Annotated in this window: 18 protein-coding genes and 1 pseudogene; 13 read left to right on the forward strand and 6 right to left on the reverse strand. The window is 72.2% G+C overall.

Going from position 1 to position 21,551, the window contains the following annotated elements; genetic code table 11:
• Both ACZ561_RS12240 and ACZ561_RS12245 read left to right on the forward strand, forming a co-directional pair.
• Positions 1 to 3,004, forward strand: a 3,004-nt coding sequence (locus tag ACZ561_RS12240) for an amino acid adenylation domain-containing protein (protein WP_470993022.1), incomplete at its 5' end; no start/stop codon positions are given.
• 74 nt (positions 3,005 to 3,078) lie between these two features.
• A complete protein-coding gene (locus ACZ561_RS12245; protein WP_470993025.1) occupies positions 3,079 to 4,344 on the forward strand; it encodes a cation:proton antiporter in 1,266 nt (421 codons plus the stop codon).
• On the opposite strand, the gene ACZ561_RS12250 is transcribed toward ACZ561_RS12245, so the two are convergent.
• Together ACZ561_RS12250 and ACZ561_RS12255 are read right to left on the reverse strand one after the other, a co-directional pair.
• Positions 4,271 to 4,693, reverse strand: a complete 423-nt coding sequence (locus ACZ561_RS12250) for a DDE-type integrase/transposase/recombinase (protein WP_470993028.1) — start codon at positions 4,691 to 4,693, stop codon at positions 4,271 to 4,273. The genes ACZ561_RS12245 and ACZ561_RS12250 overlap by 74 nt on opposite strands.
• Positions 4,690 to 5,010, reverse strand: a complete 321-nt coding sequence (locus tag ACZ561_RS12255; protein WP_470993031.1) for an IS3 family transposase — start codon at positions 5,008 to 5,010, stop codon at positions 4,690 to 4,692. The genes ACZ561_RS12250 and ACZ561_RS12255 overlap by 4 nt, the downstream gene beginning before the upstream one ends.
• On the opposite strand from ACZ561_RS12255, the pseudogene ACZ561_RS12260 reads away from it, so the two are divergent.
• Positions 4,916 to 5,357 (forward strand): annotated as a pseudogene (locus ACZ561_RS12260) (LLM class flavin-dependent oxidoreductase); the annotation flags it as partial. The gene ACZ561_RS12255 and the pseudogene ACZ561_RS12260 sit on opposite strands and share 95 nt — an antisense overlap.
• Positions 5,358 to 5,499: 142 nt before the next feature.
• Positions 5,500 to 5,814 carry a hypothetical protein gene (locus ACZ561_RS12265; RefSeq protein ID WP_470993034.1) on the forward strand — a complete coding sequence of 105 codons (315 nt, stop codon included), beginning with the start codon at positions 5,500 to 5,502 and terminating at the stop codon, positions 5,812 to 5,814.
• 219 nt (positions 5,815 to 6,033) lie between these two features.
• Here the strand turns inward: ACZ561_RS12265 and ACZ561_RS12270 are convergent, their stop codons facing one another.
• Entirely contained in the window at positions 6,034 to 6,207 is a 174-nt protein-coding gene (locus tag ACZ561_RS12270; protein WP_470994392.1) for a CsbD family protein, read from the reverse strand.
• Between the two features lie 224 nt (positions 6,208 to 6,431).
• Between ACZ561_RS12270 and ACZ561_RS12275 the strand changes: the two genes are divergently transcribed.
• Together ACZ561_RS12275 and ACZ561_RS12280 are read left to right on the forward strand one after the other, a co-directional pair.
• Positions 6,432 to 7,973, forward strand: a complete 1,542-nt coding sequence (locus ACZ561_RS12275) for an NCS1 family nucleobase:cation symporter-1 (protein ID WP_470993037.1) — start codon at positions 6,432 to 6,434, stop codon at positions 7,971 to 7,973.
• A gap of 33 nt (positions 7,974 to 8,006) precedes the next feature.
• A complete protein-coding gene (locus ACZ561_RS12280) occupies positions 8,007 to 9,425 on the forward strand; it encodes an amidase (RefSeq protein WP_470993040.1) in 1,419 nt (472 codons plus the stop codon).
• 256 nt (positions 9,426 to 9,681) lie between these two features.
• Here ACZ561_RS12280 and ACZ561_RS12285 read toward each other — a convergent pair whose 3' ends face one another.
• A complete protein-coding gene (locus tag ACZ561_RS12285; RefSeq protein WP_470993043.1) occupies positions 9,682 to 10,737 on the reverse strand; it encodes a lipoate--protein ligase family protein in 1,056 nt (351 codons plus the stop codon).
• Between the two features lie 121 nt (positions 10,738 to 10,858).
• Between ACZ561_RS12285 and ACZ561_RS12290 the strand changes: the two genes are divergently transcribed.
• The 4 genes from ACZ561_RS12290 to ACZ561_RS12305 all read left to right on the forward strand — a co-directional run bounded on the left by ACZ561_RS12290 (position 10,859) and on the right by ACZ561_RS12305 (position 14,479).
• Positions 10,859 to 11,695: an inositol monophosphatase family protein gene (locus tag ACZ561_RS12290; RefSeq protein WP_470993046.1), complete on the forward strand. Its 837-nt coding sequence runs from the start codon at positions 10,859 to 10,861 to the stop codon at positions 11,693 to 11,695.
• Between the two features lie 63 nt (positions 11,696 to 11,758).
• Positions 11,759 to 13,180, forward strand: a complete 1,422-nt coding sequence (locus ACZ561_RS12295; RefSeq protein ID WP_470993049.1) for a phytoene desaturase family protein — start codon at positions 11,759 to 11,761, stop codon at positions 13,178 to 13,180.
• A 117-nt stretch (positions 13,181 to 13,297) separates the two neighbouring features.
• Positions 13,298 to 13,822 (forward strand): O-acetyl-ADP-ribose deacetylase, encoded by a 525-nt coding sequence (locus tag ACZ561_RS12300; protein ID WP_470993052.1) that lies wholly within the window; start codon positions 13,298 to 13,300, stop codon positions 13,820 to 13,822.
• 93 nt (positions 13,823 to 13,915) lie between these two features.
• A complete protein-coding gene (locus ACZ561_RS12305) occupies positions 13,916 to 14,479 on the forward strand; it encodes a tellurite resistance TerB family protein (protein WP_470993055.1) in 564 nt (187 codons plus the stop codon).
• A 122-nt stretch (positions 14,480 to 14,601) separates the two neighbouring features.
• Here the strand turns inward: ACZ561_RS12305 and ACZ561_RS12310 are convergent, their stop codons facing one another.
• Complete coding sequence (locus tag ACZ561_RS12310) at positions 14,602 to 15,075, reverse strand: Lrp/AsnC family transcriptional regulator (RefSeq protein ID WP_470994396.1); 474 nt, start codon at positions 15,073 to 15,075, stop codon at positions 14,602 to 14,604.
• A gap of 139 nt (positions 15,076 to 15,214) precedes the next feature.
• Between ACZ561_RS12310 and ACZ561_RS12315 the strand changes: the two genes are divergently transcribed.
• Together ACZ561_RS12315 and ACZ561_RS12320 are read left to right on the forward strand one after the other, a co-directional pair.
• A complete protein-coding gene (locus ACZ561_RS12315; protein WP_470993058.1) occupies positions 15,215 to 16,180 on the forward strand; it encodes a DMT family transporter in 966 nt (321 codons plus the stop codon).
• Entirely contained in the window at positions 16,173 to 17,378 is a 1,206-nt protein-coding gene (locus tag ACZ561_RS12320) for an amino acid aminotransferase (protein WP_470993061.1), read from the forward strand. Before ACZ561_RS12315 ends, ACZ561_RS12320 begins: the two co-directional genes overlap by 8 nt.
• A 3-nt stretch (positions 17,379 to 17,381) precedes the next feature.
• Here the strand turns inward: ACZ561_RS12320 and ACZ561_RS12325 are convergent, their stop codons facing one another.
• Positions 17,382 to 19,325: a cellulase family glycosylhydrolase gene (locus tag ACZ561_RS12325; RefSeq protein WP_470993063.1), complete on the reverse strand. Its 1,944-nt coding sequence runs from the start codon at positions 19,323 to 19,325 to the stop codon at positions 17,382 to 17,384.
• A 163-nt stretch (positions 19,326 to 19,488) separates the two neighbouring features.
• On the opposite strand from ACZ561_RS12325, the gene ACZ561_RS12330 reads away from it, so the two are divergent.
• Complete coding sequence (locus ACZ561_RS12330; RefSeq protein WP_470993066.1) at positions 19,489 to 21,549, forward strand: SpoIIE family protein phosphatase; 2,061 nt, start codon at positions 19,489 to 19,491, stop codon at positions 21,547 to 21,549.
• Positions 21,550 to 21,551 lie beyond the last annotated feature (2 nt).

The following is a 21,551-nucleotide window of genomic DNA, read 5'->3' on the forward strand; positions in this document are numbered from 1 at the left end:
CCGCACCCGCACCACCGACCTCGCCGCCTACACCCACCAGGACACCCCCTTCGAACGCATCGTCGAAGCCGTCAACCCCCACCGCTCCCTCGCCCGGCATCCGGTCTTCCAGGTCATCTTCGGCCTGGACTCCACCGGCGGCGGTGCGCTGCGCCTGCCGGGGCTGGACGTGGCCCAGGAAGTGGTCCCGTCCGCGTACAGCAGGTTCGACCTGGGCTTCCACTTCACCGAGCAGTTCGGGCCCGACGGCAGCCCGGCCGGAATCGGCGGCCTGCTGCACTACAGCACGGACCTGTTCGACCGGGGGAGCGCCGAATCCTTCGCGGCCCGGCTGGTGCGCCTGGCGGAAGCGGCGGCCGCGGACCCGGACCGGCCGGTCGGGGGGATCGGGATCCTCTCGGCGCGGGAGGAGCGGCAGGTCCTGGCGGAGTGGAACGACACGGCGGCCGAGCCGGTCCCGGCGACCCTTCCCGCGCTCTTCCAAGCGCAGGCCGCCCTGACTCCGGGGCGCCCCGCGGTCCTGGCCGCGGACGCCGACCTGACCTACGGCGAGCTGAACGAGCGGGCCAACCGCCTGGCCCACCACCTGATCGCGCAGGGGGCCGGTCCGGAGAAGTTCGTGGCCCTGGCCCTGCCGCGTACCGCGCAGACCATGGTGGCGCTGCTGGCGGTGCTCAAGGCGGGAGCCGCCTACCTGCCCGTCGACCCCGCATACCCGGCGGACCGGATCGCCTACCTGCTGCGGGACGCCGATCCGGCGCTCGTCCTCACCGTCGCGGAGACCGAGCGGATCCTCCCGGACGGCTGCGGGACCCCGCGCCTGGTCCTGGACGCTCCCGAAGTCGTCGCGGCCCTGGAGAGCCGGCCCGCCACCGACCCGACCGACCGGGACCGGAGCGGCGTCCTGGAGCCGTTGCACCCGGCCTACGTCAACTACACCTCGGGTTCCACCGGCCGCCCCAAGGGCGTCGTCGTCAGTCACGCCAACGTGGCCAACCTGGCCGCCTGGGCCCGTGACGAGTTCGGCGCCGCGCGGCTGTCCCACGTCCTGTTCACCACGTCGCTCAACTTCGACGTCTCCGTGTTCGAGATGTTCGGTCCGCTGCTGACCGGCGGCCGCATCGAAGTCCTCCCGGACCTGCTGGCCCTGGGCGACCGGAGTCCCGACGCGGGCCCGGCGGCCCTGGTGAGCGGGGTGCCCTCGGCCCTCGCCAGGATCGTGTCCCAGGGCGTGGTGCGCACCATGGCGGACACCGTGGTGTTCTGCGGCGAGGCCCTGACCGCCCAGGCCGCCGCGGAGGCCCGGGACGGACTCCGGGCCGGCCGCGTGTACAACCTCTACGGTCCGACCGAGGCCACGGTGTACGCCACCGCATGGTCCACGGACGAAGCCGTGACCGGGGCCCCGCCGATCGGCCGCCCGCTGCGCAACACGCAGGTCTACGTTCTCGACGACGGTCTGCAGCCGGTTCCGGCGGGCGTGACCGGCGAGCTGTACCTGGCCGGTACGGGCCTGGCCCGGGGCTACCATGGGCGTCCGGACCTGACGGCGGAGCGGTTCACCGCCGACCCCTTCGGCCCGGCCGGCAGCCGCATGTACCGCACCGGCGACCTGGTCCGCTGGTCCGGTGACGGGCTGCTGGACTACCTGGGCCGGGTCGACGACCAGGTCAAGATCCGAGGGTTCCGCATCGAACTCGGCGAGATCGAGGACGTGCTGGGCCGCTTCCCCGGCCTGTCACAGGTGGCGGTGGTGGCCCGGGAGGACCGGCCCGGCGACAAGCGCCTGGTGGCCTACGCGGTCCCCGCCCCCGGGAACGACGGAGTGGACACCGGGGCCCTGCGGGCGCATGCCGCCGGACTGCTGCCGGAGTACATGGTGCCCTCCGTGTTCGCGGTGGTGGACGTGCTGCCGTCGACCGCGAACGGCAAGCTGGACCGGCGGGCCCTCCCCGCGCCCTCGTACGCGGCGGGCGCCTTCGGCCGGGCTCCCCGGACCCCGGGGGAGGAGATCCTGTGCGGACTGTTCGCGGAGACCCTGGGCCTGCCCGCTGTCGGCGTCGATGACAACTTCTTCGAACTGGGCGGCCACTCCCTGCTGGCGGTCCGGCTGATCGGCCGGATCCGGGAGGTCCTCGGGGACACGCTCGCCCTGCGGGCCCTCTTCGAGGCGCCCACGGCCGCCGCCCTCGCCGAACGGCTGGGCCGGTCCTCGGACGGAGAGGGCTTCGAGGTGCTCCTGCCCGTGAAGGAACACGGCGGTGGCACGGCCACCTTCTGCGTCCACCCCGTCAGCGGAATCGGCTGGTGCTACGCGCCGCTGGCGGGGATCGCCTCGCCCGAGGAGTCGGTCCACGCCCTTCAGGCGCGCGGCATGGACCGCGGTGAGGTCCTCCCGGACTCCGTCCGGGAGATGGCGGCCGACTACGTCCGGCAGATCCGCACCGTCCAGGCATCGGGTCCGTACCGCCTGATGGGCTGGTCCTTCGGAGGCGTCGTCGCCCACGAGATGGCCGTCCAGCTGCGGGCCGAGGGAGAGCGGGTGGAGACCCTGGCCCTGCTCGACTCCTACCCCGTGACCGGGGCCGGGGCGGACCTCTCCCTCACCGAGGAGGAGGTGGTGGCGGGACTCGCCGAGTTCTTCGGCCTGCGGGCCGGGGACGGCCAGGAGCCCCTCACGATGGCCGGGATGGTGCCGGCCCTACGCCGGGACCGGAACACGTTCACCGAACTCGCCGAGAGGTACCTCCCGGAGATCGCCGCGGTGTACCGGAACAACCACCGGATCATGGCGGATCACACCCCCGGGGAGTTCGACGGCGACGTCCTCTTCTTCGAGGCGGGACACGGGAAGCCCGCCGGTGCGCCCGGCCCGGACATCTGGAACGGGTACGCCTCGGGCCGGCTCGACGTCACCCGTATCGCCTGCAGCCACGCGGAAATGGCCCGGCCGGAGTCGCTGGCCGAGATCTGGCGCGGCATCTCCCGCGCGACCGGCCGCTAGGACGCCGGGGGGCGGGCCCCGGCCCGCCCCCGGTCCTCCGCTAGGTCCGCAACTCACAGAACTGGTGCTCTGTCATGTCTCTGATTTCCCATCTCTTCCTGATACTTCCCCTGGTCATGCTCTGCTGCCACCTCGCGGGGCGGGTCTGCCGCCGCCTCGGGCAACCCCCCGTGATCGGCGAGATCGTGGCCGGCGTCGCACTTGGTCCCTCGCTCTTCGGGGCCGTCTGGCCCTCGGGGCAGCAGTGGCTCTTCCCCCGGGAGGTGCTGCCCCTGCTCGACGCGTTGGCCCAGATCGGCCTGGTCCTCTTCATGTTCCTGATCGGGTACGAGCTGAACGTGGGGCAGGTCCGCAGCCGCGGCAAGGTCGCGGCACTGGTCAGCCACGCGAGCGTGGCGGTCCCCATGGTCGGCGGGGTCCTGCTCGCGCTCGCGATGTACGGGAGGTTCGCATCCCCCGAGGCCGGGTTCCCGGCGTTCGCCCTCTTCATCGCCGTGTCCATGAGCATCACGGCGTTCCCGGTGCTCGCCCGGATCCTCACGGACCGGAAGATGGACCGCACCCTCGTCGGGGGACTGGCCCTCACCTGCGCGGCCGTCGACGACATCACCGCCTGGTGCCTGCTCGCACTGGCCACGGCGCTGGGCCGGGACACTTCTCTGACCGGGGTCCTCATCACAGTCGTACTGACCGCCGTGTTCATCTCCGCGATGGTGTACGGACTGCGCCCCCTGCTGGCCCGGCTGGCCGAGCGCCGCGCGGACCGGCCGGGCGGGGGACCGGCGGTCCTGCCCCTGCTGCTCACAGGGATCCTGCTGGCCTCGTTCGCCACCGACTGGATCGGCATCCACCCGATCTTCGGGGCCTTCCTGTTCGGTGCCGTCGTACCGCGCGGCGCCGCCCAGGCAGAGGCCGCGGAGCTGATGCGAGGGGTCACCGTGGCGCTGCTCCTGCCGCTGTTCTTCGCGTACTCCGGGATGAAGACCGACTTCCGGCTCATCGGCGCGGAGCCCGGCCTGTGGGGCTGGTGCGCCCTCATCGTGGTCGTCGCGACCGTCAGCAAGTGGGCGGGCAGCACCGGTGCGGCCCGGGTGGCCGGTCTCGGGTGGCAGGAGGCGTCCTCGCTCGGCGCGCTCATGAACTGCCGGGGGCTGACCGAGCTCGTGGTGCTCGGCATCGGTCTGCAACTGGGGATCATCACGCCCACCGTGTTCGCCATGCTCGTGGTCATGACGCTGGTCACCACGGTGCTGACAGCGCCTGCGCTCACCCTGATCGACCGCGTGGCCGCCCGGCAGCGGAGCACCTCTCTGAAGGGGCCGGAAGCCGTGGCGCGATGACTGCACGCCCCCGAGTTTCAACCGCGTACCTGGGGTTGAAGGTGCCGTTGAGTGCCTCGGCCATCGCGTTGTCGTACCTGTCCGCGACGGACCCGACCGACGCCGGGGCGCCGATGTCGGAGAGTCGATCGGTATACCGAGTGGACACGTATGGCGACCCGCGGTCGCTGTGGTGAATGAGGCCGGAGTCCTTCTTGATCCTCCGTCTCCACAGGACCATCTCCAGGGCGTCCGGAGGGAGTTCGGTCCGCATGTGGTCCGCCGTCTGCCAGCCGACGATCATCCGCGAGTACACGTCCAGGACGAACGCCACATACGCCCAGCCCGACCAGGCGCGGACATATGTCATATCCGCCACCCGCAACTGGTCCGGGCGCGAGGCGGTGAATTCGCGCTCGACCAGGTCCGGTGGTTGCGGCGCAGACGGCTCGGGCACCGTGATGCGGCGCCGCTGCCCGCGGATGCGCCCTCGATGCCCAGCTCGCGCATCAGCCGCTCGACCGTGCACCGGGCCGCCTCGATGCCTTTGCGCCGAAGCGCGCGGGTGATCCTCCGGGCCCCATAGGTGGTGACCGTCTGCGGCATCGGCCGCGGCGACTCCGCGATGCGCGTCGCCGGCCGCAAGCCCAACACCCTCGCCCGGCTCGGGGAGGCCATCGACGTCATCCGCGACCTCGCCGAGGGCAGCGAGGCGCTCGTGGACGAGAACCCGATCCGGATCCCCTGGGTACGGGACGGGAAACTGCCGGTCTGGATGGCCGCGTACGGCCCGAAGGCGCTCGCCCTCGCCGGACAGAAGGCCGAGGGCTTCATCCTCCGGCTCGCCGATCCGTTCCTCACCGAATGGATGGCCAAGGCGGTCCGCCAGGCAGCTACGGACGCCGGCCGCGACCCCGACGCGGCGGCTGCGGGAGATGGGCGTGGACCAGTTCGCCGTGTATGCCATGCACGACGCGAAGGAGACGACCATCGACGTGTACGGCTCCGAGATCATCCCGGCGCTCAACGCCTGAGCGTCGGGGCGCCGCATGCGTGTGCCGTGGTGCTTGAGCGGTTCGGGTGACACGCGAGAGGGCGGGGAAGGGCGTTCCGGTGATCGCTGTCCGGGAAGTGCAGACTGCTGCAAGCCCCGAGCCGAGCCCCTGGAGGTAGATCGTGCTGATCAGCCATGTCGTCGAGGACGGAGTCCTGAAGGTGCGGGTTCATCGGGACCTGGACATCACGAACCGTGCGGCGGCGGCCCTGCAGATCCAGGCCCTGGTCCACGCGCTCCGGCCCTCCCGTCTCACCGTCGAGCTCCCCGTCGCCAACCCCTCGGCGGCGTCGCTCAGCGCCGTGGCCCGCACCCACCGCATGTGCCAGAGCGTCGGCATCCCCTGCGACGTGACCGGGCCGGGCACCGCGGTCACCGGCTCTCTGCCGGCCGCCGCGCCCCAACGGCTGGAGTTCGGCGCACGCGGGCATCGGTAAAGAGTTCGGCGCGGACGGACATCGGTCACCTCAGGCCTCGGTCACCTCAGGCCTCGGTCACCTCGGGCATCGGTCACCTCGGGCATCGGTCACCTCGGGCATCGGTCACCTCGGGCATCGGTCACCTCGCGAAGGGTGATCGCCGGACGGAGACCGCACGCGTCAGGCGCCGAGAGGGCCGGTGGCCTCCCCGGTGCCTGACGTCGTGCGCACAGCCGGTCAGTCCTCGAGCGTGTCCTTGACCTTTTCCTTGGCTTGGCGGGCGTCTCCCTTGGCCTTCTCGGCGCGCCCCTTGGCGGTCATGCGCTCGTTGCCCACGGCCCGACCGACGGTCTCCTGGGTCTTGCCCTTCGCCTGCTCGGCCTTCGCTTTCGCCTTCTGCTCGCCCGACACAATGACCACTTCCGGTGGATAGGGAACTACGTACTCTTCCGCGACTGACCCGCACGGCCTCCCGCAAACGTCCTGTCGTGCGGCCATTGCTCTCGTCCGGCCCATAGGGCGGCCGGTGGCATCGCTGTTATCGTCAAAAACGCCCGCTGGACCCCCGCGCCCCGCCGAACCCCCCACGCGCCGCACGGCCTCGTTCCGTCCCCGAACGAAGGGTTCCGCCGCTCATGACCGCAACCACTCCCTCCGAAAGACCCGGAACACCCGCACACACCGACGGTCGCGTCGAACTTCCGCCCGGCACGGCCCCCTCCGACCCCCGGTTCGTCAACGACGATCTCCTGCCCGTTCCCGTCGAGCGGCGCCGCTGGACCACGTACAACTTCGCCGCCCTCTGGGTCGGCATGGCCCACAACATCCCCTCCTGGCTGCTCGCCTCCGGACTCGTCGCCCTGGGCATGGACTGGAAACAGGCCGTCCTCACCATCGCGTTGGCGAATGTGATCGTGCTTCTGCCGATGCTCCTGACCGGGCACGCGGGACCGAAGTACGGCATCCCCTTCCCCGTCCTCGCCCGCGCCTCCTTCGGGCTGCGCGGGGCCAACCTGCCCGCCCTCATCCGTGCCGGCGTCGCCTGCGCCTGGTTCGGCATCCAGACCTGGATCGGCGGACAGGGGATCTTCATCCTGCTCGACAAGGTCTTCGGCGGCTGGTCCGATGCGGCACGGGTCGGCGGCCAGCCGTGGACGCTCTGGCTCTGCTTCGTCCTCTTCTGGATCCTCGAACTCGCCATCATCTACCGGGGGATGGAGGCGCTGCGCCGCTTCGAGAACTGGGCCGCGCCGTTCGTCATCGTCGGCGCGCTCGTGCTGCTCGTCTGGATCGCCGCGAAGGCGGGCGGGCTCGGGCCGCTGCTCGACCAGCCCTCGAAGCTGGGCTGGGGAGCCGACTTCTGGCCCGTCTTCTTCCCCTCGCTCATGGGGATGATCGCCTTCTGGTCGACCCTGTCCCTGAACATTCCCGACTTCACACGGTTCGGCGCCGGGCAGCGGGCGCAGATCTGGGGCCAGACCCTGGGCCTGCCGACGACCATGACGCTCTTCGCCCTGCTCTCCGTCCTCGTGACCTCCGGCTCGCAGGCGGTGTACGGCGCGCCCGTCTGGGACCCGGTCGCGCTCGCCGCGAAGACGGACAACGTCTTCGGGCTGCTCTTCGCCCTGGTGACCGTGCTCGTCGCCACGATCTCGGTGAACATCGCGGCGAACGTCGTCTCGCCGGCGTACGACCTCGCCAACCTCGCGCCGAAGGTCGTCAACTTCCGTACGGGCGCGCTGATCACGGGCGTCGTGGGCGTTCTGATCATGCCCTGGAAGCTGACGGAGACGCCCGAGCTGTACATCTTCACCTGGCTCGGCCTGGTCGGCGGACTGCTCGGTACGGTGGCGGGCATCCTCATCGCCGACTACTGGATCCTCCGGCGGACCGTTCTCGACCTGGCCGGTCTCTACCGGCAGGACGGCCCCTACTGGTACGCGGGCGGCTGGAACCCCGCCGCCGTCCTCGCCTTCGCCGTCGGCGGCGTCCTGGCGATCGGCGGATCGCACTCCGCCCCGGGCAAGGGTCCCTTCCCCGAGGACGGACTCGTCCCCTTCCTGAAACCGCTCGCCGACTACGGCTGGGCCGTGGGTCTCGCCGCCGCGCTGCTGCTCTACACGGCCCTCATGGCAGGGCGCCGGAAGAGTGATGACAGGGAAGTTACGCTCCAGTAGGGTTCCGGCAGCCGAAGAGACGAGGGGGCTGCCGTGACCACGGTCGACTACATCGGACTGGCGGAACAGGCGCGGCGGTTGGGGGACGGAACGGCCACCTCGACCGCCGTCGTCCAGGCCGCGCTCGACCGGATCGAGGCCACGCAGCCCACCCTCAACGCGTTCCGCTGCACCCGGCCGGAGGCCGCCCTCGCCGAGGCGGCGGAGGCGGACCGCAGGCTCGCCGCGGGGGAGAGGCTGCCACTGCTCGGCGTGCCGATCGCCGTCAAGGACGACACCGACGTCGCCGGACTGCCCACCCGCTTCGGCTGCGCCGGGGACATCCCCGACGCGGCCGAGGACGGCGAGGCCGTGCGGCGGCTGCGGGCCGCCGGGGCGGTGATCGTCGGCAAGACCAACGCCTGCGAACTGGGACAGTGGCCGTTCACCGAAGGACCCGCCTTCGGCGCCACCCGCAACCCCTGGAACACCGGCCATACCCCCGGGGGTTCGTCCGGGGGATCGGCGGCGGCCGTCGCCGCCGGCATCATCCCCGCCGCGCTCGGCTCCGACGGCGCCGGCTCCATCCGGATTCCGGCCGCCTGGACCCATCTCGTCGGCATCAAGCCACAACGCGGCCGGGTCTCGGTCCATCCGTACGACGACTGCTTCCAGGGCCTGACCGTCAACGGCCCGCTCGCCCGGACCGTCCGCGACGCCGCACTGCTCCTCGACGCGGTCGCCGGGCCGCACACGGGGGACCGCTTCCGGCCGACCGCCGTCGACGCGTCGGCCGCCGCGCGCCGGGAGCCGGGGCGGCTGCGCATCGCGCTCGCCTGGCGGGCGCCCTTCACCGCCACGTACAACCCCCTCGACGCAGGGATACGCCGGGCCGTCGGCGACCTCGCCGAGGCGCTCGCCGGGCTCGGCCACACCGTGGAGGAGGCGCGTCCGCGCTACGGCCAGATCGGGCTGAGCTTCCTGCCCCGCGCCACCGCCGGAATCGCCGAGTACGCCGACCGGCACCCCGAGCCCGCGCTGCTCGACCCTCGCACCCGCAGCGCCGCCCGCACCGGGCACCGCCTCGGCGGCCGCCTCCTGCGTGCCGCCCGCGCCCGCGAGGCCCGTCAACACCGGAGGATCGGCGCACTCTTCGACACGTACGACGTCCTCCTCACCCCGACGACGGCGGCGCCCCCGCCCCGGATCGGCACCTTCGACGCGATGCCGGCCTGGCGCACCGACCTGACGATGGCGTCGGCCTGCCCCTACGCCTGGCCGTGGAACGTCCTCGGCTGGCCCGGCGTGAACGTCCCGGCCGGCTTCACGCCCGACGGCCTCCCGGTCGGCGCGCAACTGCTCGGCCCGGCGGGCAGCGAACCGCTGCTGATCTCACTCGCGGCCCAACTGGAGGACGACCAGAAGTGGTTCGCTCACCGCCCGCCGATCGCCGGAGCCGTGTCGGCGGGTTGAGGCGGCGGTGACACGGCCACGCGCCTGCCGCCCGCACCGAGTGATCAGGCGTCGGCGTCCGGGGACCAGCCGGGGGGCGTGCTTCGCCACCGCGGCCTCCCAGGCGGCCGGGCCGCCGGGCAGCGGCCAGGCCCTGGTCAGGTCGGTGGCGGCAGTGAGGGCCCGGAGTTCCTCCGCCGGCCGACGGCTCGCGGCGGCCGTCCGTGCCGCCGCGAGGGGGCCGTCCAGCGCGGCCACCTTCTTCCCCGGCGGGAACCTACGGCACCCGCGCCGTCCACTCCTCCGTCGCGAACTTGGTCGCGGCCAGCTCCTTCGCCCGCGCCATCTCCTCCTCCGTCACCCGGCCGTCCGACAGGCCGTACCGGTCACGGAAGGAGCCGATCATCCGCTCGATCACCGCCTCGCGCGGCAGACCCGTCTGACGGCGCAGCGGGTCCACCCGCTTCTTCGCGCTCTTCGTCCCTTTGTCGGAGAGCTTCTCGCGGCCGATGCGCAGCACGTCCGTCATCTTGTCGGCGTCGATGTCGTACGCCATCGTCACGTGGTGCAGGACCGCGCCCTCGCCCGCCACCATCCGCTTCTGCGCCGCACCCGCGATCTTCCCGGCGTCCGTGGCGATGTCGTTCAGTGGCTGGTACCAGGCCTTGACCCCCATGTCGCCGAGGGCGCCCAGCACCCATTCGTCGAGGTAGGCGTAGCTGTCGGTGAAGGAGAGTCCCTGGACCAGGGCGTCGGGCACCGACAGCGAGTACGTGATGGTGTTGCCCGGTTCGATGAACATCGCACCACCGCCACTGATCCGGCGCACCACCTCGAAGCCGTGCCGCTCGGCCGCCTCCGGGTCCACCTCGTTGCGCAGCGACTGGAAGCTTCCGATGACGACGGCCGGCGCGCCCCACTCCCAGACCCGCAGGGTCGGCGGACGGCGGCCCGCCGCGACCTCGGCGGTGAGGACCTCGTCCAGGGCCATGTGCAGGGCGGGGGACTGCGGCGGCTCGTGGACGAGCTGCCAGTCGTAGTCGGTCCAGTCCGTCGCGTGCGCGAGGGCCCGGCGGACCGCGACCCCGATGCCCTCCGTGGTCAGGCCGTACATCTCCGTGCCGGGCGGCAGCGCCGCGTCGATCCGGGCCGCGAGCCCCGACGCGTCGGTGTCGACGGGGGCGCCGTCGAGTGCGCGGTCGATGGCGAGAATCGCCTCGTCCGGCTCCAGGAAGAAGTCGCCCGCGACCCGGACGTCCGCGAGGAAGCCGTCCCGCGTCTCGAGGTCGACGACCACCAGCTTGCCGCCGGGAACCTTGTACTCGCCGTGCACGGACCCTCCCTCTCCCCGATTCCCCGTAAGGGGTGAACCGGTCCAAAGCGTACTCCGCGGGGAAACGGAGGGTTAAGGAGCGGACAGCCGACATGTCAGACCGACGTGCTTAGCTGGACGCATGATCGATGACTTCCTTGACCACATCCTCGCCGGTGGTACGACCGAAGTGGAGGAGGCGGTCCGCAAGGCGGCCGCGGCCGAGATCACGCCGCGCTTCCGCCAGCTCGCCGCGCACGAGATCGTCGAGAAGAACGGACCGCACGACCTGGTGACGGTCGCCGACCGGGCCGCGGAGGAGCATCTGACCGCGTCCCTGACGGCGCTGCTGCCCGGCTCCGTGGTCGTCGGCGAGGAGGCCGTCCACGCCGACCCCGCGGTCTACGAGGCGCTGCAGGGCGACGCCCCGGTCTGGATCGTCGACCCCGTCGACGGCACACGCCAATTCGTGCGCGGAGAGCCCGGCTTCTGCAGCCTGGTGGCGCTCGCCCGGCGCGGCGAGCTGCTCGCCTCCTGGACGTTCGCCCCCGTCCTGGACGAGATGGCGGTCGCCGTGCGCGGACGCGGGGCCACGCTCAACGGAGAGCCGATACGGTCCGGCTCACCCGCGCCCGGGGCCGTTCTGGAAGTCGCCACCTCCCACCCCGACTACACCACCGAGGACCAGAAGCGAGCCCTGCTCGGCCTGGACGCGGAGGGCGTCCACCCGCGCCCCTGCGGCTCGGCCGGACTGGAGTACCTGGACGTGGCCCGGGGCGTCCTCGACGGCACCGCCTTCGGTTGGGAGTACGCCTGGGACCACGCCGCCGGACTGCTTCTGGTGACCGAGGCGGGCGGCGCCCACACGACCATCGCCGGCGAGCCGTTCCGCATCACCGGAGGCAACGCGCTGCCGTTCACCGCGGCGCGCGACGCGGCCACCGCAGACCGGATCCGGACACTGCTCCGGGGGCAGTGAGGTCCGGAGGGGCCCAGGAATATCCTGGGAGCCTTGGCCATCGGCTGACGAAGGAGTCCCAAGGTGCCGTCGATGCTCGATGCCGTCGTCGTGGGGGCGGGACCCAACGGACTGACCGCCGCGGTGGAGCTCGCCCGACGAGGCTTCTCCGTCGCCGTGTTCGAGGCCCGTTCGACCGTGGGCGGGGGTGCCAGGACCGCGGAGCTGACGCTCCCCGGCTTCCTGCACGACCCCTGTTCCGCCGTGCACCCGCTGGGATTCGGCTCACCCGTCTTCAAGACGATGCCGCTGGACCGGTACGGCCTCGAGTGGCTGCATCCCCCACTGCCCATGGCGCACCCCTGGGACGACGGCACCGCGGCCGTGCTCTCCCGGTCCGTCGCCGAGACCGCCGCCTCCTTCGGGCCGCGTGACGCCGGCACGTACCGCAGGCTCGTCGCCCCGTACCTCGGCAAGTGGGACACCCTGGCACGGGACTTCATGTCCCTGCCGCTCACCGCGCTGCCCCGGGACCCGGTCACGCTCGCCCGGTTCGGCCTCGACGGCATGCGGCCCTCGACCTGGACCCTGCGCCGTTTCCAGGACGAGAAGGCGCGGGCCCTGTTCGCGGGGCTCGTCGGTCATGTCATCGCCCCGCTGGGCGGGTTCGCCACCACGGCGGTCGGTCTCGTCTTCGCGCTCGCCGCGCACGAGGGCGGCTGGCCGATGCCGCGCGGCGGTTCCCAGTCGATCTCGGACGCCCTCACCGCGTATCTGAAGGATCTGGGCGGCGCCGTCCACACCGACTACGAGGTCAAGCGGCTCGACGACCTGCCGCCGGCCCGCGCGTACATTTTCGACACCTCACCCACCGCCCTCGCGCGCATCGCCGGCTTCGGCAGCCACTACGACCACTACCGGTACGGCGCGAGCGTCTTCAAGATCGACTACGCGCTGGACGGCCCCGTGCCGTGGACGGCGGAGGCGCCCCGACAGGCGGGCACCGTCCAGATCGGGCCCACCAGCGGCGAGATCGGCGCCGCACTGAACCAGGCGTCCTCCGGTACGGCCCCCCGCACCCCCTTCCTCATCACCGCCCAGCCCAGCCTCGTCGACCCCGGCCGGGCCCCCGAGGGCAAGCACTCCTTCTGGACGTACGGCCATGTGCCGAACGGCTGGGAGGGCGATCTCACCGACGCCGTGGAGCGCCAGATCGAGCGCTTCGCCCCCGGCTTCCGCGACCTGGTCCTGGCCCGCGCCACCGCCGGACCGCCCGAAATGGCCGCCCGCAACGCCAACTACGTGGGCGGCGACATCGCCTGCGGCGCGGCCCGCGGGCTCCAACTGCTGCTGCGTCCCAAGCTGTCGCTGCGTCCGTACGCCACCCCGCACCCGGCGGTCTTCCTCTGCTCCGCCGCGACGCCTCCGGGCCCGGGCGTGCACGGCATGTCCGGCCACAACGCGGCCAAGGCGGTCTGGCGCCGACTGCGGGCGACGCGGAACTGACGACCGTACGGCGGCCGGTGTCCGTCCGGGCCTCGGAGGCCGCCCGAGCAGCCGGAGCGTTTCCGAGCCGCACGCAATTCCGAGGCGCCGGTGCGAGGACGGCGGGATGATGGCTTCATGAGCACGCAGCCGTCCCTCGTCCTCGACTTCGGCGACATCACGGACCAGCACGTCGACGCCATCGTCAACGCCGCGAACTCCTCCCTCCTCGGCGGAGGTGGCGTCGACGGCGCGATCCACCGCCGTGGCGGCCCGGCCATCCTGGACGCCTGCCGCGCGCTCCGAGCGGGCCACTACGGCCGGGGCCTCTCCACCGGCCGAGCCGTCGCCACGACGGCGGGACGGCTCGACGCCCAGTGGGTGATCCACACCGTCGGTCCCGTCTGGTCCCGGGACGAGGACCGGTCGGAGTTGCTGGCCTCGTGCTACCGGGAGTCTCTCCGGGTGGCCGACGAGCTGGGCGCCCGTACCGTCGCCTTCCCGGCCATCTCCACCGGGATCTACGGCTGGCCGATGGACGACGGCGCCCGCATCGCCGTCGAGACGGTGCGGAGCACGGAGACCGCCGTCGAGGAGGTCAGGTTCGTCCTCTTCGACGAGGAGGCGTATCGGGCCTTCGCCGCGAGGGTCCCCACCGCGTAGCCCGGGTGGCGAGGGAACTCGGAAGGGGCGGCAGCCGTTTCCAGGGGGACGTGCGGAACGCGCGCGGACGAACGGCTAGCCGAGGTGGCACGCATGGCGATGTGGGACCGGATCAAGGACCAGGCCAAGGGGCTCCAGCAGCAGGCGCAGGGAGCACGGGGCGCCGGTGGCCACGGACAGCCCGGTGCGGGGTCGAGCGCGGGCGCGCGCGGGGGATCGAAGGCCCAGCTCGTCGGCGTGCTCAAGACCCAGCTCGCCTCCCTCAAGACGGAGCTCAAGAGCGGCGCCTACCGGGACGCGAGCATGGCCATGTGCGCGCTGGTCGCGGCCGCCGACGGGTCGGTCGATCCGGTGGAGCGGCAGCATGTGGAGTCGCTCATCCTGCAGAACGACGTCCTGCGGAACTTCCCGCCCGACCAGCTGCGGCAGCGGTTCAACAAGCACGTCGACCAGTTGACGTACAACTTCCAGCAGGGCAGGACGGAGGCCCTGCAGGAGATCGCCAAGGCGGCGAAGAAGCCCGTGGAGGCCAAGGCGGTCGTGCAGACCGGCTTCGTCGTCGCCGGCGCGGACGGCTACATCGCCCCGGCCGAGGAGCAGGTCCTCCGTGAGGCGTGCGCGGCGCTCGGCGTCTCCCCGCAGGAGTTCGGCCTCTGATGCGGTCGGCCGGGGTCGGACCGGTCGTCGCGGCGCCGTCGGTCGGCGCGGTGACCCCCACCGGTCGGGCCCCGGCCGCCGGTCGGTGACGGCCGTTGGGCAGGTCGGCCGCCGGGTGGGATTCAGCCCCGGCGGCTTCCGTCCGGAGCCGTCGGTCGCGGATAGATCCTGGACTGCTTCACGCTGCCGAAGGCGAAGCTGGACTCGATGGACGCGATACCGGGGATGGCGTGGATCCGGTTGCGCACCAGGGCTTCGTACGCCTCCAGGCTCTCGATCACGACCCTGAGCAGGTAGTCGCTGCTGCCTGCCATCAGATAGCAGTCCTGGATGTGCTCGATGAGGCCGACGTGCTCCTCGAACACGTTGACGGCCTCGGCGGTGTGGCGTTCCAGCCGGATCCGTACGAATACGGTGATCGGCAGACCGAACGCGACCTGGTCCACCATGGCCGTGTAGCCGCGGATCAGGCCCGCCTCCTCCAGACGGCGCACGCGCCGCAGACACGGCGACGGGGACAGCCTGATCCGGTCGGCGAGATCCTGGTTCGACAGCCGGCCGTCCTGCTGCAACTCGTGGATGATCTGCAGGTCCACCGCGTCCAATGCCGCTCCCTCGTCGTTTCTTGGCAGATTCTGCCTCCACGCTAGGTCTGGAGGGCAGAACTGGCAATCGGCTGCCTCGCCGAAAGCTCTACCGTTGCTTGTGGCAGTGGTGCGAGCGGGAGGACTTTCGGTGGGCGGGATACGAATGGCGGGGGCACCGCCCGTGGAGCCGACGCCTCGCGTCGGCCGGAGCGGGTCCCTCTCGCCGCAGACCGTCGGGTTTCTCGCCCTGCTGCTCACCGTGGCCATCTGGGCCGCGTTCGCCCTCAGCGCCCGTGCGCTGAGCGCCTCCACGCTGCTGCCCGCCGACGCGGCGCTGCTGCGCTTCGGCGTGCCCCTCGTGGTCCTCGCGCCCGCCCTGTGGCGGCGCAGGCGCCGGCTGGCCGCGGTGCGGCTCGGCCCCGCAGTCAAGATCATCTGTGGCGCGGGGGTCCCGTTCTTCCTCGCCGCCATGTACGGCGGTTCGCTGACCTCGGCCGCGTTCGTCGGGGCGATCGTCCCGGGCATGGTCCCGCTGTTCGTCTCCGCCCTCATGGTCGCGGGCGGGAAGAGCGTCCCGCGCGGCACCCAGTCGGCCGGTCTCGCGCTGATCGTGGCAGGCGTCGTGGCGCTGGTGTGGCGCCACACGGCAGCGCTGGACGCGGACGCGCTGCTCGGCGTGGGAACGCTGCTCGTCGCCAGCGGCCTGTGGGCCCTCTACACCGTGGGTCTGCGCGAGGTGGACCTCGACCCCATCGGGTCCATCGGGCTGCTCTGCCTGCCCTCCTTCGCCGTCATCGCGCTGCTGACCCTGACCGGGTTCCTGCCCACCGGCCTCGCCCGGGCGGCCGGTGGCGACATCGCGTTGTTCCTCGTCGTCCAGGGCCTGGGCGTCGGCCTGTGCGCCGGGCTGCTGTACGCGTTCGCCATCCGCCGGCTGGGACCGGAGCGCAGCTCGGTCGTCGGCAGCCTCAGCCCGGTCGCCGTCGTCCTGCTGGCCATCCCTCTCCTCGACGAGTCGCCGACCCTCTCCGTCATGGTCGGCGTGCCCCTCATCACCCTCGGCGTCGCGCTCGCCAACCGGCGCCCCCGATCCAAGGTCTCCGCCCATGCTTGAGCTGCTGCCCGCCCCGCCCGTGGACCCGCTGTGGGACCTCGCCGCCGAGTTCGCCGCCGATCCGCGACCCGAGCGCCTGAACCTCGTACTCGGCGTCTACCGCGACCACACCGGGGTCACCCCCGTCATGGCCGCGGTCAGGGAGGCCGAGATACGCCTGGCGGAACGCTCCGCCTCCAAGGAGTACCGCGGGCTCTCCGGCAACATCGCCTTCAACCGCGCCATGCTGTCCATGGTTCTCGGCACCGAGGCCCTGACCGCGCGGGCGACGGCCGTCCAGACCGTGGCGGGCACCGGAGCCCTGCGTCTGCTCGCCGATCTCGTGAGCCGGACGCGCCCCGGCACCACGGTCTGGATCAGCGATCCCGCCTACGTCAATCACCGCCCCATCCTGGAAGGCGCCGGCCTCCGCGTCCGGACGTACGGCAGGCTCGACTCCGCCGGACTGCCGGACACCGCGGCCGTGCTCGACGATCTGAGCGCTGCCCGCCGGGACGACGTCGTCCTGCTCCAGGGCTGCTGCCACAACCCCACCGGGGTCGACCCCTCCTTCGCCATGTGGGAGGAGCTGGCCGCACTCGCCGCGACCAACGGCTGGGTCCCCTTCGTCGACCTCGCGTACCACGGGCTCGGCGACGGCCTCGCCGCCGACCTGCGGGCCACCCGGATGCTGGCCGAGCGGCTGCCCGAGGTGCTGATCGCCGTCAGCTGCTCCAAGAACTTCGGCCTGTACAGCGACCGCACCGGGTGTGCCATGGTCGTGGGCTCGTCGGGCAAGGCGCTGACGCACGTCGAGACGGCACTCCAGAACGCCGCGCGCACCCTGTACTCCATGCCGCCCGAGCACGGCGCCGCCGTCGTCGCCACCGTCCTGGAGGACGAGCGGCTGCGGGCAGAGTGGCTTGCCGAGCTCGACGTGATGCGGCACCGCATCACGGCCAACCGCGCCGACCTCGTCGCCCATCTCCGCGCCCTCGGCCAGGACGAACAGGCGACGTCACTCGCGCGGCAGAAGGGCATGTTCTCGATGCTGCCGCTCACGCCCGACCGGATGGGCCTGCTGCGCGAGCGGTTCGGCATCTACGGCACGACCACGGGCCGCATCAACATCGCGGGCGTCTCCGCGCACAGGATCCCGTACCTGGCGCACAGCATCGCCGCCGTCCTGGAGACGCCCCACGCCATGTCGTCCGTCTGACCGTCACGCCTCCGGGGGAGCGGGGCGGCACAGCAGTGCGGCCGGGGAGGTCCGGGCGCCGAACCGGGTGGTGAAGGCGATGCCCGCGGCGTACTCGGTGGGCGGACACTGGCCCTTGTAGTGGCCGCTCGCGTACTCCCCACCGGGCGCGCCCGACGGGCGGTTGTCGCCACGGTCGAACCACACCGTGCGGCCGCCGCTCGCCGCGAGCGCCGTACGGGCCGGCGCGCACAGGGCGGCCGAGACCCGCTCGCCGCGCAGGCTGTAGCCGATCAGGAACTGGCCGGCCGGGCACTGGAACTTGGTGTACCCGCCGGCCCAGTCCCCGCCCGGTGGGACGTGCGACTCGTCGCGGACGACGGTGTGCCCGCCGGTGGCGGCGCGGAGGGCGGAACTCGCGCACAGACCGCGTCCGCCGGTGTGGCTGAGCCCGGCCAGCCGGGAGCCGTCGGGGCAGACGGCCTTCCGGGCGCCGCTGTCCCAGTCCCCGCCCGCCCGCACCCGTAGCGAGGCGTTGTGGTCACGGTGGTCGGTCGTCAGCTGGTACCAGGCGGGTGTGACGGGTACGGCTCCGGTGCGGCCGGGCGCGTTCGTCAGCCCGGTCCACAGCGGGGTCCGCCAGTCGCCCGCGTCCAGGACCCCGGTCCGTCGGCCCTCGGAGTCGTACCGCAGCAGCGCCCAGCTGTCCCCTCCGCCGCTCCAGCCGACGAGCGGCCAGTACGCGTAGTCCACGTCGGCGTCGGTGAGCAGCTCGGTCAGGTTGCGGAACCAGTCGCGCGGGCGGCTGTTCGTCTCGTCGGCTCCGATGCCGAACTCGCTGATCCAGACCGGGGCGGTGAAGTGCTTCCCGGTCTCGGCGGAGACGTAGAGCGCCTGGTCGTGGACGACCTGGCGGAGCTGCTCGCGGCCGAGGTCCTGGTAGCGGAGGTCGCTGGTCTCGCCGATGCCCGTGGCGCCGCTGTGGTTCGGGCCGGTGTAGCCGTAGAAGTGGGCCGAGTAGACGAGCTTGCCCGAGGCCACCAGGGTGTGCGAGAGGGTACGGACCGGGGCGAGCGTGGGGCGGCCGTGCGGGAAGCCGTCCACCGGAATGCCCTGCCAGTTGATGCCCTCGACGACGATCAGCAGGTTCGGATTGGCCTCGGCCAGGATGCGGTCGCCGGCCTCCTGCGCCGCGGCGTGCCAGTCGTGGTTGTCGCCCAGGCCCCAGTTGGGGTCGTCCCAGATGTCGCGGCGGACCTCGTTGTACAGGTCGGCGCCGACCACGCGCGGGTCGGCGCGGTAGCGCTTCGCCATGAAGACCCAGTCGTCGGCCCACCGGGCGGTGGACTGCCCGCTGCTGTTCCAGCGTTCGTTTCCGTCCACCGCACAGCACCAGCGGGTCGTCACGGTGTGGTTGTTGAGGATGACGGCGAACCCGTCGGCGGTGAGGGCGGTGACGACGGCGTCGAAGACCTGGAGCGGAGTCCTGCCGCGCAGGGCCGGGTTGGCCGCGACGGCGCTGTCCGGCACGGGAGCCGTCGCGCGCAGCATCTCGTTGGAGAAGGGGAGCCGGATGCTGTTCAGGCCGAGGGCGCGGAAGTCGGCGAGGAGCGTGGGGAGAGGGGCGCGGTCCAGGCCGATCGGGATGCCGTGGGAGGGCTGCCCGGCATGGTGGTTGGCCGGGTCGGCGATGTCGCCCGACCCGTTCCAGGAGCCTTGGGCGCCGTCCCAGTTGCCGGACCGCAGCCGGAAACGGTTGCCGTGGGCATCGACCACATGGCGCCCGCGGGTGGACAGCGGCGGGGTCCAGGAGGCGGCCTCGGACAGGCGGGCGGTGGCGTCCGCCCTGTCCGACGCGGCCGTCGACGACCGGAGAGGACCGGCCTGCGCCGCGGCACCCGGCACGGTCGGCACCAGCAGCGCGCCCACCAGGAGGACGCCTCGGACCACACGTAACACGCTCTGCATCTCGTACCTGCCATGACGGTCGGGGAGTGGGCGCGCGTCAAGTTACCGGCGGGTCGCCGGGAGGGGAACCCACACCGTACGGAGCGGTGCCACAGCGCCCCGTTCCGACGGCTCGGATAGGGTGATGGGGAAGGAAGGCACCCCCCGGGGTTAGGTCGAAGTGTTGGACACTTTTCAGTCGCCGAGCGAGACGCCGGAACGGCCACCGGCGGCCATCGGATACGCGGGTGTACTGCGCGAACTACTGCCGATCGCCCTGTGGAGGGAGGACTCGGACGGGTGCGTCGTGGAGTGGTCGCTGGCCGCCCAGGACCTGCTCGGCCACCGTCCCGAGGACGTCCTCGGCCGCCCCGCCGCACCCATTCTGGTCCCCGACGCCAACCGGGAACTCGCCGATCAGCTGACCCGCCGTGTCCAGGCCGGCGAGACCGTCGTCGGCACCCTGCCCGTACGCCACCTCGACGGTCACCAGATCACGATGGAGATGTGGATCGTCCCCGAGGTCGACCCCCAGGGGCGGCCCGGCGCGATGCTCATCGCCGTGGAGACCTCCGAGGTCCTGCGGATGCGGGACTCGCTCGCCGCCCTCCAGAGCCTCTTCACCCAGTCGCCCATCGGCCTCGCCACCCTCGGTCCCGACCTGCGGTTCCTCCGGGTCAACGACGCCCTCGCGCGGATGAACGGGGCCTCGGCCGAAGAGCACCTCGGCAAGCGGCTGACCGAGGTGGTGCCCGGTGTCAACGCCGTCGCGCTGGAAGCCACCATGCGGCAGGTCCTCGAACGCGGCGAGGCCGTCGTCGATGTGCGCCGCACCGGCCGGACCTCGGCCGACCCCGACCACGACCGGACCTGGTCCTGCTCCTACGCCCCGCTCCTCGACGGCTCGGGCCGGCGACTCGGCCTGATCGCCTCCCTCATCGACATCACCGAGGGGCAGCGCGCGCTCGTCGAGGCCGAACGGGCCCGGCACCGCTTCGCCCTGCTCGCGGAGGCCGGCACCCGGATCGGCACCACCCTCGACCTGAGCCAGACCGCCGAGGAGATCGTCCAGGTCCTCGTACCGCAGCTCGCCGACTCGGCCGATGTACAGCTGCTCGAGAGCGTCATCGAACCCGACGAGGCGGGCGCCTCCAGCCATGGCCTGCTGCGCCGCCTCGCGGCCGTCTTTCCCGACCCGACCGCGCCCACCGCCCTGCTCGTCCCAGGACAGACCTTCCAGATCCCGCTCGGCACCGTGTACGAGCAGGTCATCACCGACGCCCGGCCGATGAACCTCTACCACTCCGACCTTCCGGCGCTCTTTCCCGACCCCCGTACCGACCCCCTCAAGGCCTACTTCGAGGCCAACATCGGCTCCGCGCGCATCGTCCCGCTCGTCGCCCGCGGCAAGGTGCTCGGCGCCGTCAGCATGACCCGTCTCAACGAGCGCGAACCCTTCGACGAGCAGGACTGCGTCCTCGTCGACGAACTCGTCGCCCGCGCGGCCCTGAACATCGACAACGCCCGGATGTACACCACCCAGCGCGAGGCCGCCCTCACACTGCAACGCAGCCTCACCAACAGCGCCCTGCCCAAGGTCGAAGGCCTGGAGCTCACCGGCCGCTACCTTCCCGCGAGCGACCACGACGTGGGCGGCGACTGGTTCGACGTCATCGCCCTGCCCGAGGGCCGGACGGGTCTCGTCATCGGTGACGTCATGGGGCACGGCATCCACGCCGCGGCCGTCATGGGCCAGCTCCGTACGGCCGTACGCACCCTCGCCCGGCACGGGGTGCCGCCCGCCCAACTGCTCCGCTCCCTGGACGCGGCCGTCGCCGACCTGGGCGAGGACGAGATGGCGACCTGTGTCTACGCCGTCCACGACCCGGCCACCGGCGGGGTCGTCATCGCCCGGGCCGGACACCCCCCACCGGCCGTGGCCACGGCGGACGGCGCGATCACCTTTCTGGAGGGCCCGCCCGGCACCCCGCTCGGCACCGGCGCGCAGGACTTCCGGACCGAGGAGCTGCGGCTCCCGCCCGGCAGCCTGCTGGTCCTGTACACCGACGGCCTCATCGAGGCCAGGGACCGGGACCTCGACCAGGGCATGGACCAGCTCGCCCAGGCACTGCTGCACATCGAACAGCCGCTCAGCCAGCTCTGCGACGACATCCTCGCGCAACTGCTGCCCTGCGCACCGCCGGACGACGTCGCCGTACTCCTGGCCCGCACGCCCCTGCGGTGACG

The sequence above is a fragment of the Streptomyces sp. NPDC039609 genome (assembly GCF_055596705.1).